The 18750-nt window shown below is 38.4% G+C and carries 8 protein-coding genes; all 8 read left to right on the top strand.

What is annotated here, in order from left to right; genetic code table 11:
* Nucleotides 1-51: 51 nt before the first annotated feature.
* The 8 genes from LUD75_RS11575 to LUD75_RS11540 all read left to right on the top strand — a co-directional run bounded on the left by LUD75_RS11575 (nucleotide 52) and on the right by LUD75_RS11540 (nucleotide 18716).
* A complete protein-coding gene (locus LUD75_RS11575; protein ID WP_232705831.1) occupies nucleotides 52-3021 on the top strand; it encodes a DUF4982 domain-containing protein in 2970 nt (989 codons plus the stop codon).
* A gap of 500 nt (nucleotides 3022-3521) precedes the next feature.
* The gene (locus LUD75_RS11570) at nucleotides 3522-6431 is read left to right on the top strand and encodes a TonB-dependent receptor (RefSeq protein WP_232705830.1); all 2910 of its coding nucleotides are present in this window, start codon (nucleotides 3522-3524) and stop codon (nucleotides 6429-6431) included.
* An 11-nt stretch (nucleotides 6432-6442) separates the two neighbouring features.
* Nucleotides 6443-7978 (top strand): RagB/SusD family nutrient uptake outer membrane protein, encoded by a 1536-nt coding sequence (locus LUD75_RS11565; protein WP_232705829.1) that lies wholly within the window; start codon nucleotides 6443-6445, stop codon nucleotides 7976-7978.
* A 319-nt stretch (nucleotides 7979-8297) separates the two neighbouring features.
* Nucleotides 8298-11339: a SusC/RagA family TonB-linked outer membrane protein gene (locus tag LUD75_RS11560; protein WP_232705828.1), complete on the top strand. Its 3042-nt coding sequence runs from the start codon at nucleotides 8298-8300 to the stop codon at nucleotides 11337-11339.
* Nucleotides 11340-11349: 10 nt separating this feature from the next.
* Nucleotides 11350-13425 (top strand): RagB/SusD family nutrient uptake outer membrane protein, encoded by a 2076-nt coding sequence (locus tag LUD75_RS11555; protein WP_232705827.1) that lies wholly within the window; start codon nucleotides 11350-11352, stop codon nucleotides 13423-13425.
* Between the two features lie 194 nt (nucleotides 13426-13619).
* Nucleotides 13620-15722 (top strand): bifunctional aldolase/short-chain dehydrogenase, encoded by a 2103-nt coding sequence (locus LUD75_RS11550; protein ID WP_232705826.1) that lies wholly within the window; start codon nucleotides 13620-13622, stop codon nucleotides 15720-15722.
* A gap of 85 nt (nucleotides 15723-15807) precedes the next feature.
* On the top strand, nucleotides 15808-17085 hold the full coding sequence (locus LUD75_RS11545; RefSeq protein ID WP_232705825.1) for a TIM barrel protein: 1278 nt from the start codon (nucleotides 15808-15810) through the stop codon (nucleotides 17083-17085).
* Between the two features lie 242 nt (nucleotides 17086-17327).
* Complete coding sequence (locus tag LUD75_RS11540) at nucleotides 17328-18716, top strand: FGGY family carbohydrate kinase (RefSeq protein ID WP_232705824.1); 1389 nt, start codon at nucleotides 17328-17330, stop codon at nucleotides 18714-18716.
* The last annotated feature ends 34 nt before the right edge of the window (nucleotides 18717-18750 follow it).

Below are 18750 nucleotides of genomic sequence, written 5' to 3'. Positions count from 1 at the left end.
TAAATCTTCGACATGAAATATTTTTCAATCAGATTCTCAATCTTATTTTTAATGATTTTGAGTTTATCTTCACGGCTTTCTGCACAAATAAAATTTGATCCCGAAATTCAAAAATACAATTTCAACAGTCAATGGCTGCTGAATGTGGGCGATGTGAATGATGGAAAAGAAATTTCGTTCAAAGATCAAAACTGGAAAAAAGTAACGCTTCCGCACGCCTTCAATCAAGATGAAGCTTTTAAAGTGGCAATCGACAGTCTTTCAACCTCAATTGTTTGGTACAGAAAGCATTTTAAACTTCCGAAACAGGCCAAAGGGAAAAAGATCTTCCTTGAATTTGAAGGAATCCGTTTCGGTGGTGAATTTTTTATTAATGGAAAATCAGTCGGGATTCACGAAAATGGCGTGATGGCTTTTGGACTTGATATTTCGGACTTTGTGAAATTTGGAAATGAAGACAATGTGTTTGCTGCAAGAATAGACAACGCTTGGGATTATAAAGAAAAATCAAGCGGGCAGAGATACCAGTGGAACGACAAAAATTTTAACGCCAACTATGGCGGAATTCCCAAAAATGTCAATTTATATATTAAAGAAAAAGTATATCAGACGCTTCCGCTTTATTCTAATCTCGGAACGACCGGAACTTATATCTATGCTAAAGATTTTGATATTAAAAATAAATCAGCCGTTATCCACGCGGAATCTGAAGTGTTTAATGAATTTTCAGAACCTAAAAATGTCAGATTCGAAACTGTCATTATAGATCAAAAAGGAAAAATCATAAAAACCATAAAAGGCACTGAAACCCAAATTTCACCCGGACAAAAAACGATTTTACAAGCAGAAGCTCAGGTCGATGATCTGGAATTCTGGAGCTGGGGTTACGGTTATTTGTACACAGTTTTTACAGATTTATATATCAATAATAAATTGATTGACCGAGTACAGACCAAAACAGGATTTCGAAAAACGAAATTTGAAAAAGGAATGGTTTACCTCAATGACCGAGTGATTCAGTTGAAAGGTTATGCTCAGCGAACCAGCAACGAGTGGCCTGCGGTTGGGATGTCTGTTCCGGCTTGGCTGAGTGATTTTTCCAATAAACTAATGGTGGAAAGTAACGCCAATCTCGTCCGATGGATGCACGTGACGCCCTGGAAACAGGATGTCGAAAGCTGCGACAGAGTAGGATTGATGCAGGCAATGCCGGCTGGTGATGCCGAGAAAGATGTATCAGACAGACGCTGGCAGCAGAGAACTTTGCTGATGCGCGATGCAATTATCTACAACCGAAACAATCCGAGCATTGTTTTCTACGAATCCGGAAACGAATCGATTTCGGAAGACCATATGGCTGTGATGAAAGCCATCCGAAATCAATACGATCCATTTGGCGGAAGAGCCATCGGTTCCCGTGAAATGCTCGACAGCCAAATTGCTGAATATGGCGGTGAGATGCTTTACATCAACAAATCTGCGGACATTCCTATGTGGGCAACGGAATATTGCAGAGATGAAGCGCTCAGAAAATATTGGGACGAGTACTCCTATCCTTATCATAAAGATGGCGACGGAACTTCCTATTACAGATCTACCGTTACCAACAAAATAGAAAAAAGGCAGGATGCACAGGTTTATAATCGAAACCAGGATACTTTTACTAAAGAAACAGTAACACGCTGGAATGACTACTACAGAGTTCGACCAGGAACCGGAGACAGAGTGAGCTCGGGTGGCGTCAATATTATTTTTTCTGATACCAACACACATTACCGTGGTGTCGAAAATTACAGAAGAAGCGGCGAAGTAGACGCGATGCGAATCCCCAAAGACGGTTTTTTTGCGCATCAAGTGATGTGGGACGGCTGGGTAGATGTTGAAAATTACAGAACGCATATTGTAGGACACTGGAATTATCCTGAGAATACTCAAAAAGATATTTTTGTGGTTTCAAGTGGCGAAAAGGTTGAGCTTTTTATTAATGGAAAATCGTATGGCTTTGGTGAAAAATCAGACGGATTTTGGTTTACATTCAAGAATATCAAATTCCAACCCGGAAAGATTGAAGCCGTGAGCTATGACAATCAAAATAAGGAATTGAGCCGTGACAAAATCCAAACCGCAGGCAAACCACATTCTATCAAATTAAAAAAATGGAATGCTGCAGATGGTTTCAAAGCCGACGCAGCAGATTTGGTTTTGGTACAAGTGGAAGTGCTTGATGAGCAAGGCAACCGCTATCCGTTGGCGAATAATTTAATTTCTTTTGAGTTGAATGGTCCTGCAGAATGGCGTGGCGGAATTGCACAAGGGAAAGGCAATTATATTCTTTCAAAAAACCTTCCTGTAGAAAACGGCGTAAATCGCGTTTTGATCCGCTCAACGCTTGTGAAAGGCGAAATTTCTCTCAAAGCAAAAGAAGAAGGTTTGATTTCTGATGAAATTAAATTTAAGTCAATTCAGATCAATGAAAAAGATGGTTTGTCGGCTTACAAGAGCGGCGATTTCCAACCGGTCAATCTGTCGAGAGGAAAAACGCCTGCAACGCCCTCTTATAAAATTTCAAGACAGTCAATTGAGATTGAAAAAGCTGAAGCGGGAAGTAATCCAGAGAAAGTAAAATTAAGTTTTGATGATAATGAATTAAGCGAATGGGAGAGTGAAGGCGACATCTCCAAAGCTTTTATTACCTATACTTTGAAAAAAGAGGCATTGATTTCAGAAGTGGAAATGAAACTCGTTTCGTGGCGTAATAAAAGTTATCCAATTAAAATCTCTGTGGATGGGAAAGTTGTCTATCAAGGTACGACGCCAAAGACTTTGGGGTATTTCTCAATCCCGCTTGCAGCTCCTGCAAAAGGCAAAACTGTAAAAATAGAATTGGTGGGCGATGTAGCGGAGAAAGATGCGTTTGGCGGCGTTGTAGAAATCACCGGAAAAAAAGAACTGCAGGAAGATAAAAAAGCAGACCGTTCGCTTGGCATCGTGGAAATTGAATTTTATGAAAAACCAGATTAATTTTAGGTAAAAGTTTTTGCTGAAAGCATTTTTATTTTTAGAAACAATTCCTGTATTATTGCAGCATTTATTTTTAAAAATATTTTTTAATACATAGAAAAATACTAATCTCAACAAGGCACTGAAAATCATCAGTGCCTTTTTTATAACTTTTAAAATTGTCCGGATTGGTAAACTGATTATGTGATATTAATCAGCTTTTCGAATCAGGTTGAATTTTATTTGATAAAAATAAATTTGGATTATAGTTGTGTAATCGGTAAAATTTAATTTAAATTATTTGATTTTATATAAAATATCAATTAAAATTAAATATTTAGCGATGCAGGATATTGCAGGATGCTCAACTATCTGTAAGGATGTAGTATTGTGATAATAATTTTAATATTAATAAAAATTAATATATGCACAAGATCATATATTGTTTTCCGGTACATTTCATAAGGATTGATCAACTGAACTGTTATGGTACTTTTTTCTAACAAATTAATTATTAACCCATGAAGAAATCTATAATATCACTGAGTATTTTAATCAGTACTACAGGTTTAGTATTCGCTCAGGAAACCAAACCCAGTGACAGTACAAAAACAAATCAGGCCAACAAAACGAAAGATATAGAGGAAGTCGTTATCATAGCTTATGGATCTCAGAAGAAAGGTGAGGTTACCGGTGCTGTAGGCAAAGTTGATACCAAAAGTTTCAAAGACCGTCCAATTGCGAGAGTTGATCAGGCTCTTACAGGCCAGATTGCCGGTGTGAAAACCCGTGCAACTACTGGAAAACCTGGTGAACCGCTGGAAGTGAGAGTTCGTGGAACTGCTTCTATCTCAGCAAATAATTCCCCGGTTTATGTGGTGGATGGAATGGTGGTAGATGATATTGCGAATATTTCGCCAGACGATGTGCAATCGATTGACGTGCTAAAAGATGCTGCTTCTACTGCAATGTACGGATCTAGAGGATCGAATGGGGTTATCATAGTCACTACGAAAAAAGGAACATCCGGAAAACCGGCGTTTAGTTTTTCTCAGTATTACGGTGTGCAGACTATCGAGAAAAAACTGGATATTATGACTGCCTCAGAATGGACAGACTATGTGACGGAAGCTACAAACAAAAAATGGGTTGCCCTCAATCCTGCTGTCAATTCTGCATCAGACAGTTATGAGGTGAGAGCGAGATATTTTAATCTTGCCAATACTTATGATTATAATCTCGCCAATATCAATTATATGATTGACCCGAGATGGGGAACAAATCAGGTGGCAAATATTGACTGGCAGGATCAGTTTTATCGTCCGGCAGCGATCCAAAGTTACCAGTTGGGCGTACAGGGCGGAAGCAAAAATGCAAAATATGCGATCTCTGCAGGTTATTTTGATCAGGAAGGGTTGGCAATCAATACGGGTTTTCGAAGATTCAATCTGAGTGCTGTAGTTGATATTAATATTACCGACAGATGGAAGGTAGGAGTTTCACTACGTCCAAGTTACTCACAAAGCTACGGAGAGACAGTGGACGGAAAAGATAATCTTGCCCACAAAATGCTTTCTATGGTTCCGGTTGCGGAAAATGCAGCGGGTGTTTATACTAACTTCTGGAAGAATACAAGATACAGATGGGCTGGTTCTACACAGAGTCCAATCGGGTTGATGGAAAATACGACCAATGATACCAATGAATTTAGATTGTTATCAAGTTTATATATGTCATACGATATTCTGCCGGGACTTAATTTTAAAATTTCCGGAGGTGCAACCAACAATTTTAATTTGAATAATGGTTACACACCAACATTTGACCTGATTACCAATATTCCTGGACAAGTGAGTATTGCTAGCCGCAGAACGGTTAATTACAACAGATATTTAGGAGAGGCTTTGTTAAATTACAAAAAATCTTTCGGAGATCACAATATTGCTGCTATTGCCGGTTACAGTGCGGAGAATTACAGAGTGACCACTCAGTACAACAGAAACAAAGGTTTTGCTAATGACGATCTGAAAACGTTTAATTTCACACAGTCTGCATCGGTTCTTAACTCAGAATATACAGCTTCAGAATGGATGTTGGTTTCTATGTTCGGACGTGTGAACTATGATTATAAGAAAAGATATATGTTGTCTGCCAGTATTCGTAGAGACGGATCTTCCAGATTTGGATGGAACAACCTTTGGGGAACTTTCGCCGCATTTGGAGGTGCGTGGAACATATCTCAGGAGAGCTTCCTTAAAGATTCGAGCTGGCTGAGCAATATGAAATTCCGATACAGCTGGGGTGAGAATGGAAATAACTCTATTGGAGAATACAGAGCATTCGGAACATTGGCAGGTGGAAACTATTCATTCGGCGGCGGTCTAACCAATGGTTTAATTCCGAACACCATTCCAAATCCTGATCTGACCTGGGAAAAAACACAGTCTTCAGATTTTGGTTTTGAATTGGGATTATTCAACAGGATAGACTTCACAGCAGATTATTATATCAAGAAAACAAATGACCTTCTACTGCAACAGCCAATTCCATCCGTTACGGGTTACAATACAATGTGGAAGAATGTTGGATCTGTTGAAAATAAAGGTTTGGAATTGGATATCACCACAAAGAATTTCGTGGGCGAATTTAAATGGAATACATCTGCGAATATCGCATTCAATAATAACAAAGTTTTACAATTGGGAAGCGATAATGCTCCAATCTACACAGGTTTCAGTAATACCACAAATATCATACAGGTAGGCCAAGAGCTGAATGCTTTTTATCTTTATAAAGCGATAGGCGTTCTTTCCACTGCAGATATTGCAAATACAAGTGTTGCTAAAACAAGTGGTGCAATTGCCGGAGATGTAAAATATTTTGATTACAACGGCGATGGTAAAATTGATGACAAAGACCGTCACATCATCGGAGGTCCGACGCCTGATTACTATTGGGGTTTTACCAACACTTTCTCATACAAAGGATTTGATCTTTCCGTATTTTTCCAAGGTCAGCAAGGTGGTTACAGTTATGCACTCTTAGGACGAGCAATAGACCGCCCGGGAATGGGAACTTTGAACAATGCAATGGGAAATTGGGCAAATCGTTGGCAGTCAGATGAAAATCCAGGTGATGGAAAAACACCTAGATTAGATGGTACCACAGGAAGTCTACTGGACACGAGATGGCTTTATGATGCAAGTTACATCCAGCTGAAAAATATTACATTAGGCTACAATTTCTCTCAGGATCTGATCAGCAAATTGAGAATATCGAATCTGAGACTTTACGTAAGTTTGGAGAATGTATGGAGAAAGGATAATTACTATGGTGGTTACAACCCGGAATCTGTACAGTCAGACGGAACCGATTATGGAGCATATCCAAATGCCAAAGTTTATATGATGGGATTAAACTTTAACTTCTAAATTTAAAAAAAATGAAAACGAATAATAATAAAAGATCTTTTTTACAAGTAAACAGCAGGACAGTCACAAAGGCTTTCCTGATAGGAACCTTAATGTTGGGAATGGTGAGCTGTGAAGACGATCTAATGCTGGAGCCGGAAAACAATATCACACAAAACTCTTTCTACACCACAGAATTACAGATCAATCAGGCATTGTCTGGTGTTTATTCTGCGATGATAAACTCTTCCTCCAGAGGTGGATACGATGTTAATCTTTATCTTTTGGCCTCCGAGGTAAGATCCAATAATTACACAGCACTTTCACAAAACGGAAACAGAGATTATTATGCCATCAACCGCTTCCAGGACACTTCCTCTACCGAAGAGGTGGGAATCATCTGGGACGATACCTATCAGCTGATTTCTTATGCCAATGTGATCCTTTCAAGAATTGATGCCGTTCCGTTTGCAGATAATGCGACTAAAGAACAGTACCGTTCCGAAACACGTTTCCTAAGAGCTTACGCCTATTTTGAGCTGATGCGTACTTTTGGTAAAGTACCGTTGATAGATCGTCCTGTAAGTCCGGAAGAAGCTTTGACAATACAGAGAACAGATTTGCCGACACTTTATAATTTCATTTCATCAGAGATTGAAGCTTCAATTGCAGGATTGAAAGATACTTATGATGCTAAAAATAAAGGGAGAATTACTAAAGCAGCAGCGCACGCAATGCTCGGCCGTATCTATCTTACCGGTGCCGGCTATCCGCTTAATAACAATGCTTATGTAGAAAAAGCGAGAGCGAATCTTCTGGCTGTTATTCAGAAAGAAGGTCAGTTCGTAACTTTTGCGCCAACCTATGCAGATTTATTTAAAAGTGCTAATGATAACAAATACCATCTTTTCGAAATCCAGCATATCAGTGGCGGTGTTTCGCAAGGATCTCTTCTACCAAGCTATGTAACTCCAAATTTTGGTGTAAACGATCCATTTTATAATGCACAAAGTAGTCTTTACAGCTCGGGTGAACTAGGCGTTTCCCAATCGCTGATTAATTCTTATGAGCCGGGAGATTTGAGATTGCCATTAACGATCAAGACGTCTTTCATCGCGCAAAACGGACAGCCGGATAATCAGAATTTCTTCGTGAAATTCCGTGAAAAGGGTGTAGTGATCACAAACAGATATGACTGGCCTATCAATTTTCCAATCATCCGATATGCAGATGTTTTATTAATGTACGCTGAGGTTCTCAATATGCAGGGCAACACGGCTGCGGCTGTGCCTTTTGTCAACAGAATCCGTCAGAGAGCGGGTCTTCCTGCGCTTTCCACATCATTGTCAAGTGCTGATTTTGTAACAGCGCTTAGGAGAGAACGCAGATCAGAGTTTGCTGGTGAAGGCGTTTACTGGCACGATTTGGTACGTTGGAATATCGGTGTTGCGGTTATCAATCAGGCAGCGGCTGCACTTAATTATAATTACACGATTACAACAAATGATTATCTGTATCAAATTCCATTAACGCAGGTACAAATTGCTGGTTATGAGCAGAATCCTTAATTATGATTTTTAATTAAAAACAAATCAAGAGCGGGAAATAGATTTTATTTCCCGCTTTTTTTTGACTAAAATTCAAATATATTAGAAATCTATGCAGAATTTGGCAAATCACAAATATGAGATTATTAAAATATCTACTACCTAAACTAAACTTATATTGTTAGCATAATTTTTAATTAATTGATTTACAGTATTTTATATATTTTATGTTTTTTTTAACAATTGCAGGATAAGGCAGGATGCGGGAATTTGTTTAAGACTGTACTTTGGTGACATAATAAATTAGTGTCAATAAAATTTAAAAAAAAATTAATATAATATGTCTTTAATAATTAAACACAAGGATATTAAGCGAATTGTCTTTCCGGCAGTTTTGCTTACATCAAGTTTCCTCTTGGCACAGCAGACACCAACTGATACTGCAAATGTAAGGACTAAAGAGATCGAAGAAGTAGTCGTGATCGGTTACGGTACTGTAAAGAAATCAGACCTCACAGGATCTGTCTCTTCGGTTTCTGCAAAAGATTTGGCGGCAACACCTGCGATGAATGCTTTGCAGGCGCTTCAAGGCAGGGCGGCAGGTCTTAATATTGTGACGGCAGGCGGTGCGCCCGGAGCTAGTGCCAATGTTACCGTTCGTGGTGGTGCTTCTATCACGCAGGGAACTGAGCCATTATATATTGTGGATGGTTTCCAATTGGATGGCGCACTGAACATCATCAATCCAAATGACATCGAAAGTATAAATGTACTGAAAGGTGCCTCAGCGATTGCGATCTATGGTGCTCGTGGTGCTAATGGAATTATTGTTATTAAGACTAAAAGCGGTAAAAAAGGAAAAACCACGATTAATTATAACTCATTTATGAGTTTTGATATGCTTTCCAAAAAACTGGATATGCTTTCCAATCCGGAAGATTATGTAAAATATCAATATGAATTGGCTCAGCTTGGAGGTAAAGCCACACAGTGGAGCAACGTGTTCGATAATAGCTTGGGTACAGATTCTCCGGGATTTTACACAGGTGTATTCAATCGGATAAATAACCGTTATGCCAATGCACCAGCTTTGGACTGGCAGGAAAAAATGCTCGGTGGTACCGGCGTTACTCAGAATCATAATGTTAACATTTCTGTAGGAAATGAGAAAACACAGGCTTTCATCAGTTATAATTTCAATGATCAGAAAGGATTGTTGGAAAACTTCAGCGACAAGCGAAATTCACTTCGTGTAAATGTAAATTCAGAACTTTACAAAGGGATTAGAGTAGATTTTGGGAGTATGTTTACAGGAACTTCTACCTATGGTGGCGGTGCCTACTCCGGAATGAAAAAGATACTTCTTCAACCTATTACCGGTGGAACCAGATTTACTCAGGATGAATTATTCAACACACAGACTTTTGGCGACTATTCGGGATTAGATTCTAGTTTTGACACAGAAAATCCATTCATCGAAACTAGAGCATCGATTTCCAACAAACGTTCAAGAACATTCTTGGCAAATGCGGGGATCGAATTTGACTTTCTCAAAAACTTTACCTTCAGAACTGCCGGATCATACAATTGGAACAACAGTAAATCAATGTCATTCGCAGACGAAAACTCGCGTGCGTTTCTTACAGATCCTGTAAATACCGGTATTAATGGAAATATAGATAACAGCGAATCATACCGCTATCAAATCACAAATACATTAACATATAATAAAACATTTGGTGAAAAACATAAGCTTACTGCTTTAGTCGGTCAGGAATCCATCTTTCAGGAATCAGAAGGCAACAGTATGAGACTGATTAAGTTCCCTGTCGTTAATTTTGGACTGGATGATATTACAAATGCAACAGTTGCTGACAAAGATGCAAGCCGATCTACCAAAAGTACAAGTTCATACTTTGGTCGTGTTAACTACAATTATGACGATCGCTATTTGTTGACGGCTACAATACGTGATGACGGTTCTTCTAAATTTGGACCTAAAAATAAAAGAGCATTGTTTCCATCAGGTGCATTGGCGTGGCGTCTTTCTCAGGAGAGTTTTTGGAAAAACAGCAAACTCAGTAATATAATCAACGAGTTAAAATTCAGGGGAGAATATGGTATTGCCGGTAATGATGATATTTCAAACAGCTTGTACACTACTAATCTTGCATTGACTGATTACCCGATTAATAACACCCCTGGAAATCCTGTTTACACTACTGGTAACAGATTGGGGAATCCATATATCCAGTGGGAAGAAATGAAATCAACCAATATCGGGATAGATCTAGCTTTATTTAATAACAGAATCAAGTTGACCTCCGAATGGTACAACAACAACGTAAGCAAAATGTTGCTTGATGCTTTATTGCCAGTATCATCAGGCTACACAAGACAGCAACAGAATATTGGTGCGATGCGTAATCGTGGTATGGAGTTTACACTTAACTCCATCAATTTAAAATCTCAAGACTTCAGATGGTCAACAGATGCAAATATTGGCTTTAATAAGTCTAAAGTAATAGCTTTGGAACAGGGTCAATTATTCAAAACATTCAGTGTTGGAAGTAATAGGGCAGGAGTAGTAACTTATTATGCAAATTTAGGAGAGCAACTAGGTGATATGTACGGTTATGTTTATCAAGGCGTTTACACGACAGATGATTTTACCCAAGCTGCCAACGGAACGCTTACTTTGAAGCCAGGCGTGGTAAAACCAGCAACAGGAACGCCTAAACCGGGAGATATGAAATTTGCTGCGGATAATGCTGCGGGAGATCAGTTCACTAGAAAATTGGTGAAAATAGGAAACGGAACACCTGACTTTATTGGTGGGATCAGCAATAATTTTTCTTACAAAGGTTTTGATTTGGCAGTATTTATGAAATTCAGCGTTGGAGGCGATGTTTATAATGCTACAAAGCAAAGTTTGAGTCCGTATGCTCTTTATCAGAACGTCCCTACAGAATTTGGAAGCAATTTCTATCATCTGATTGATCCCAATACAGGAGTTGCAACAAACAATCTTGTGAGACTAAAAGAACTTAATCCTAATGAAAGTTCAAGCCTGTGGAGCTTAAGTAATACAAATACAGCTAACATTACCTATCCGTCATCATATTATGTAGAAGATGGCTCTTATCTGAGAATAGCAATGTTGACACTGGGTTACAGTTTGAATCGAGAATTTTTGCAAAGTATTTCAGTAGCAAATGCTCGTATTTACGTCACCGTTAATAACTTAGCGACAATTACTGGTTATTCAGGTTACGACCCGGAAGTTTCTGCTGCAAGTGGTGTTGCAGTGACGCCAGGCTATGATACATCTTCCTTCCCACGCTCAAGAAGTTACGTTCTTGGTATCAATCTAACTTTTTAAATTTAAAAAAATGAAAAATATAATTAATAAATCTATACTTTTAAAGAGATTGGTAGTCATTCCATCCTTTTTAATTGCAGGCGTATTTATCAATTCTTGCAGCGAAGATTTTTTGGATCAGCCTGCGACAAATATCGCTAGTACAGATACAGTATTTCTAAGTCTAGATACCGCAGATATGTTTGTGCAAGGCTGTTACAGAAGTTTGATACCAACAGAAATGTATTATCAGTTGGGAGCTGGGGACACAGTTATACATTCTGCTGAAGATGGGACGACCAATAATTCCAAATATAATATCTGCAATTATCAGTACGATGCAAAAACGCCTAATACTGTTACAGGAATTTATGCAGCTATGTACGCCAGCATAGAAAAAACAAATATAGCGATCAGCAGACTAGGTCAGATGCCTGTAAGTGAAAAACGCAACTCGTTATTAGCAGAAGTTAAAGCCATTCGTGCATTTTGTTATTATAATTTGATCAGAGTCTATGGTGATGTTCCCGCAGTTTGGATACCTCTTGAAGAAGCAGATCCAAATGACCCAAATACATTATACCCAAAACGTTCACCACGTGATGGTATTTATGACCGTGTGATTGCAGATATGCAGGAATCTGTAAATGATTTGCCAACTACTGGAACCACAGAGCGTTTGACAAAAGCTGGCGGTAATGCACTATTGGCAAGAATTGCCTTGTATGCTGCGGGTTATTCACTGAGATGGGATCTTAATACAGGAGCACCGGGTACAATGTCTCGAAGAAGTGACAATACAAGAGTAAGAGAACTTTACCAAATTGCAGATAACGCAGCTTCAGCTGTTATAAATGGTGGGACAGCAAGTCTTGTACAGGCTCAAGGTGGTAAAAGTGGATTCGAAGCTTTATGGTACAACTTCTGCCAGAGAAAATTTGCAGTAAGTAATCCGGAAATGCTGTGGCATCTTGCCAATTACGGACCGAATACCAATTCAGGTTTCGGAGTGTATGCAATGGAGGGTTCACGTGGTGGAACATACGGTTCCCGTAAAGCATTACAATTTGTATTACCTACTTATTACTTGTCTTTCAGACCCGGCGATACTCGTAGAGATGTTTCCTGTACTTCTTACAGTGTTTATTTCCTGAATTCTGGAAATGCCACGGATACTTGGGTCAATGCAGGCACTACATTTTCTTGTATTTTGGCCGGAAAATTCAGAATGGGCTGGTGTGTAGCTCCTCAGGCAGCAGATGCACGTAACTTAAATGTACCTGTTCTCAGATACGCTGATGTATTATTAATGTATGCTGAAACTCAAAATTATTTGAATAATGGTCCTACTGCCGCAGGAACTGCTGCTTTAATGCAGGTAAGAACACGCGCCGGTATTGGAAATCTTCCCGCACCTGCAAATCAGTCTGCATTCGATGATGCAATTGTTCAGGAGCGTAAATGGGAATTTGCAGGAGAATTCAATCTACGTACAGATTTAACCAGAATGAATAAAATTGCGACTGAAATATACGCTACAAGACAAGCCATGAAAAATCTTTCAGATCGTACTGGCGCGTATGCAAATACACCTGTTTATCGTCTCTACAAATTCCAGAAAAATGCACAGATCTATGGAGATCCGATTTTACAAGTCCCTTACGTAGATTTAACTAATCCCGCTCAGATTGCAGCAGTTCTTGCGGTTCCTACATCTGCCGGAACTAATAATGCAAATTATAATGCTTATCAAACGACTTTAAGAGGTATTGCAACTGCAAACGGTATGACTGTAGCTGCTGATGACAAATTCTATCCAGCCAATATGTTCCAGGCATACAGCAGTACTTTCAATACCAATGCGAAAAAAACGGTTGGTTTCTTGGCTGGTACAGCTGGTGTAATACAGGTTGGAGCTATCATTTATACAAAACCAACCGCTTCTTCCGAAAATGGCGGAAAATATCCGGACTGGATCGAAGGGAACGGAGATGGTCTTTTTTACGGATTTGTACCAAACAAAACTGAGTTGCTGCCTTTTGCTTCTGCTTCTGCAGGACATCCAATGGTGGATAATCCAAATTTGACTCAACTTCCTGGTTACTAACGATCAATAAGCAATAGTTAAATAAATTTTTCAATTAAACTCAACATATGACATACAGCTTTTGTAAAAAATGTGTTGAGTTTTAATTTAAAACAATGTTAATTTTATTTTAAATAAACCATTCATCAGTACAGTGCGGGATGCTATAAAAAGTTGAACATTCTACTTTTGATAAAAATTAAGAAATAATAAAAATGGAAAACGTAAAAACATTCAAATACGTAGATTATTTATGGGACGAGGAGAAAGCAGCATCTTTTGGAGATGATCAGGTTGCTTTGTTTTTGTACCGTTCAAACATATTAGGAGCTGATCTTAGAATTACAAATTACGGTGGAGGAAACACCAGCTGTAAAACTATTGAGAAAGATCCATTGACAAATGAAGAGGTTGAAGTAATGTGGGTTAAAGGTTCAGGTGGCGACATCGGAACTTTAACAAGAAAAGGAATCGCAGGTTTGTACACAGAAAGATTGAGAAATCTTAAAAATGTGTACGGCGGTTTAGCTGACGAAGACAGAATGGTAGGTTTATTCGATCACTGTATTTTCGATTTGGACAGCAAAGCACCTTCAATTGATACACCACTTCACGGACTTTTACCTTTCAAACATATCGATCACCTTCATCCGGATGCTTTGATTGCAGTTGCTGCTGCAAAAGACAGCGAAGCAATTACAAAAGAAATCTGGGGAGACACAATGGGTTGGGTGCCTTGGCAGCGTCCTGGTTTTGATTTAGGTTTACAGTTGGAAAAATGTCTGGCAGATAATCCTGGAATCAGAGGAATCATCCTAGGAAGCCACGGACTTTTCACTTGGGGCGATACATCTTACGAATCTTATATCAACAGTTTGGAAGTGATCGAAATGGCTTCTGAATACATCGCTAAAAAAATCGAAGAAAATGGTCAGGTTTTCGGTGGTCAAAAAGTGGAATCTCTTCCATCCGACGATCGTAAAAACAAAGCTGCTCAAATTATGCCTTTGTTAAGAGGTTTAGCGTCTTCTGAAAACAGAATGGTTGGTCATTTTACAGACAGTGAAGTTGTTTTGGAATATATCAACAGTAATGATTTGGAAAGATTAGCTCCACTTGGAACTTCTTGCCCGGATCACTTTTTGAGAACTAAAATTCAGCCTTTGGTTTTAACTTTAGATAAGAATGAAGATTTGTCTGATTCTAAAGCCATTCTTGAAAAATTAAATCCGCTTTTCGAACAATACAGACAAGAGTACAACGAATATTACGAAACTTGCAAGCATCCAAACAGCCCTGCAATGCGTGACCCGAATCCGGTGATCATCATTTATCCAGGCGTTGGAATGTTCAGTTTCTCAAAAGATAAGCAGACAACGCGTGTTGCAAACGAATTTTATGTGAATGCAATCAACGTAATGAGAGGCGCAGAAGCTATTTCTCAATACACATCTTTGCCAAGACAGGAAGCATTCGACATCGAATATTGGTTGTTGGAAGAAGCAAAACTTCAAAGAATGCCGAAGGAAAAACCATTGTCCAGAAAAATTGCGATCGTGACAGGCGCAGGCGGCGGAATAGGACAGGCAATCGCTGATAAAATGGTAGCGGAAGGTGCAGTGGTAGTTTTCACAGACCTTAATCACGAAGCGGCGGAAGCTGTTACTGCAAAATACAGCAAAGATCAGGCAATCGCTGTTCAGTGCGATGTGACGAATGAAGAAGATATTGCAAGTGCTTTCAAAGAAACTGTTTTAGCGTTTGGAGGTGTAGATATTTTGGTTCACTCTGCTGGTTTGGCGATTTCTAAATCTTTGGAAGATACGACTACAAAAGATTGGGATCTTCTGGAAAATGTTTTGGTTAAAGGTCAGTTCTTAATCGCAAAGAACGGAACTGAAATTATGAAAAAACAAAATCTTGGAGGTGATATCGTCAACATTGCCAGTAAAAATGGCTTGGTTGCAGGACCAAATAACGTAGCTTACGGAACTGCAAAAGCGGCTCAACAGCACATGACAAGATTATTGGCGGCAGAATTGGCAGCTGATAAAATCAGAGTCAATGTCGTAAATCCTGACGGTGTGATCGTCGGAAGTAAAATCTGGGAAGGTTCGTGGGCAGAAGGCCGTGCAAAAGCAAACGGAATTTCTGTAGAAGAATTACCGGCATTTTACGCCAAAAGAAATTTATTAAACGAAATTATTCTTCCTGAAGATATTGCAAACGGCGTTTTCGCTTGTGTTGCCATTCTTGACAAAACAACAGGGAATATCATCAATGTAGATGGCGGAATGGCGAATGCGTTCCCAAGATAAATTTAATTTTTTAGAAGGTTTTTATTTTAATAAATTGAAGGCTTGCTTCAGGTAAGCTTTCAATTTTAAAATTTTAAGATATATCATGATAATAGGAAAAGATATTATTGATCAGTACAACAAAGTAGGCGTTGAAAACTTTAATTCAGATTTCGATTTTCTGCAAAATAAACTTACGAGATCAGGCGCAAACGTTTCTGAGATTGTTAACAAAATTGCCGATTTCCAAGTAGCAATTCCAAGTTGGGCTTTAGGCGCAGGCGGAACTCGTTTTGGGAGATTTTCTTACGGTGGCGAACCTGCTGTTTTGGAACAAAAATTAGATGATGTTGGATTGCTTCACGCTTTGACGCATTCTGCAGGAGCAGTTTCTTTACACATTCCTTGGGATATTCCAAGTGATGTAAGTGCTTTGAAAGAAAGTGCAAAATCCCACGGACTTGTTTTTGACGCTATGAATTCCAACACTTTTCAGGATCAGCCAGGCGCTCAAAAATCATATAAATTCGGTTCTTTGAACTCCGTTAATGAAGATTCCAGAGCTTACGCGGTTGAACACAACAAAGAAGTAATAAGAATTGGAAAAGAATTAGACTCCAAAAGTTTAACCGTTTGGTTAGCTGATGGTGCAAGTTTTCCAGGACAATTGAACTTCCAAACTGCTTTATCGAATACTGAAAAAAGCTTAAAAGAAATCTACGCGGATATGCCGGAAGACTGGAAATTATTCATCGAGTACAAACCTTATGAACCCAATTTCTATTCAACAACAATTCAGGATTGGGGAACATCTTTCATGCTGGCAAACGCTTGTGGCGAAAGAGCTTTCACGCTGGTTGATCTTGGTCACCATTTACCAAATACGAATATCGAGCAAATCGTTGCAACCTTGATGTACAAAGGTAAATTAGGTGGTTTCCATTTCAACGACAGTAAATATGGCGATGATGATTTGACGGTTGGTTCTATCAAACCTTATGCTTTGTTCTTGATTTTCAATGAATTAGTTTATGGAATTGAAAATAACAAAAACAATCCTTATCCAGCTTGGATGATCGATGCTAGTCATAACATCAAAGATCCTTTGGAAGATTTGTTACAATCTTTGGAAGCTATTTTAATTGCTTATGCTCAGGCACTTTTGGTTGATCAGAAAGCTTTGAAAACTGCCCAATTAAATAATGATGTTGTAGGCGCACAAGATATTTTGCAGAACGCTTACAGAACGGATGTTCGTCCGTTGTTGCAAGCGGCAAGATTGCAGACTGGCGCAGCATTAGACCCAATCGCCGCTTACAGAAATCTGAAAGTAAGAGAAACTTTGATTTCCGAAAGAGGCTGGGCGAAAGCAACAGGATTGTAAAATCCACTTTTAAATTTTGATAATTCGAGCTTTCATGCGATCTGAAAGTTTTTATTATAAACCACTCAATTTTTTTTCATTTAAGGAAAAGTGTTTAGAGCATTAAGTTTCAATAAAGTAAGAAGTAATGATTTTCTTGATATCTAAACACTCCTTTAAATGATCATTAATTTGACAGAATAAGTTTAATTTCAAACCTGAAAAATCTTATTACGTCATCCAACAATTAACTTATTGCAAGAATGTCCAAAAAAAAGGTTACCATCGTATTTGATATTGGAAAAACCAACAAAAAGTTTTTTTTATTTGATAAAAATTACAAGGAAGTCGTAAGGGAATATACTGAATTACCGCTCACCACGGACGAAGACGGTTATCCGACAGAAGATCTTGCGGCCCTTCAAAACTGGATCAAAGATAATTTCAATGCAATCCTTGACGATGAAAATTTCGATGTAAAAGCCATCAATTTTTCCACTTACGGAGCAAGTTTCGTACACTTGGATCATAAGGGAAATGTCCTGACACCTTTATACAATTACACCAAACCAATCGACGAAGATATTCTCGATTTATTTTACGAAAAACACGGTGACAAACTAAAAATTGCCCGCGAAACAGCATCACCACAAGCTGGAATGCTGAACTCAGGTTTGCAATTATTTTGGTTAAAATACAAACATCCGGAAGTTTTTAGTAAAATCCGTTACAGCCTTCATTTGCCTCAATACTTATCGTATTTATTTACCGGAATTTGTGTTTCGGAATTTACGTCAATCGGTTGTCACACTAATTTGTGGGATTATGACAAAGGCGATTACCACGATTGGGTTTATGAAGAAGAAATCGATGTTTTGATGCCGCCAATTGTACCAACTTCTGCAAGTATCAACACGTCTTACAGAAACAAAAAAATTAAAATTGGTGTCGGCATTCACGACAGTTCTTCTGCATTACTGCCATATATTTTAAGCAAGAAAAATCCGTTTTTACTATTATCGACAGGAACTTGGAGCATTTCTCTGAATCCTTTTAATGATGAAAGTTTAACAGACGAAGACATCGAAAATAACTGCTTAAACTACATGCGAATAGATGGAAAACGTGTAAAAGCTTCCCGTTTTTTTATGGGAAATGAATACCGAATTCAAGTCGAAAAACTTTGTGCTTATTACGGAAAAGAATACGGTGCCCATAGAGAAGTTGAGTTTGATCAGGAATTATATTTAAATTTAATGAAAAACAAAGCGGTCTATTTCCGTTTTGAAGGCATTATTTTAAAACGAAAAATGATCACCGAAACCGATCTCAAATCGTTCGCAACTTTTGAAGAAGCTTATCATCAATTAATGATAGAATTAATGGATCTTCAGATTCACACGATCAAAAATGCCATAGGAAATTCAGACATTGATACGATTTATATTGACGGAGGATTTACAGACAACGATGTTTTTATGAAACTGATGTCGCATCATTTCCAGCATTACAATGTGATGTCCACGCATTCTCCACTTGGTTCAGCTTTAGGAGCTTCAATGGTAATTTCGAACAAAAAAATCGACGAAACATTCCTACAACAACATTATCAGATGAAAGTGCTTCAACCTTTAATTCTTAATTATCATTAATTAATTCTTTAAAAGTTTTAGTCAAAAAACCATC

The sequence above is a fragment of the Epilithonimonas sp. JDS genome, from assembly GCF_021261315.1.
GTDB lineage: Bacteria > Bacteroidota > Bacteroidia > Flavobacteriales > Weeksellaceae > Epilithonimonas.
The sequence above is the reverse complement of the archived record's forward strand: the minus strand, read 5'-3'. Positions and strand labels throughout refer to the sequence as shown.

Excerpts from the sequence above, each read along its gene's own strand:
- LUD75_RS11575 (WP_232705831.1), top strand. The coding sequence starts at position 52 with ATGATTTTGAGTTTATCTTCACGGCTTTCTGCACAAATAAAATTTGAT.
- LUD75_RS11570 (WP_232705830.1), top strand. The coding sequence starts at position 3,522 with ATGAAGAAATCTATAATATCACTGAGTATTTTAATCAGTACTACAGGT.
- LUD75_RS11565 (WP_232705829.1), top strand. The coding sequence starts at position 6,443 with ATGAAAACGAATAATAATAAAAGATCTTTTTTACAAGTAAACAGCAGG.
- LUD75_RS11560 (WP_232705828.1), top strand. The coding sequence starts at position 8,298 with ATGTCTTTAATAATTAAACACAAGGATATTAAGCGAATTGTCTTTCCG.
- LUD75_RS11555 (WP_232705827.1), top strand. The coding sequence starts at position 11,350 with ATGAAAAATATAATTAATAAATCTATACTTTTAAAGAGATTGGTAGTC.
- LUD75_RS11550 (WP_232705826.1), top strand. The coding sequence starts at position 13,620 with ATGGAAAACGTAAAAACATTCAAATACGTAGATTATTTATGGGACGAG.
- LUD75_RS11545 (WP_232705825.1), top strand. The coding sequence starts at position 15,808 with ATGATAATAGGAAAAGATATTATTGATCAGTACAACAAAGTAGGCGTT.
- LUD75_RS11540 (WP_232705824.1), top strand. The coding sequence starts at position 17,328 with ATGTCCAAAAAAAAGGTTACCATCGTATTTGATATTGGAAAAACCAAC.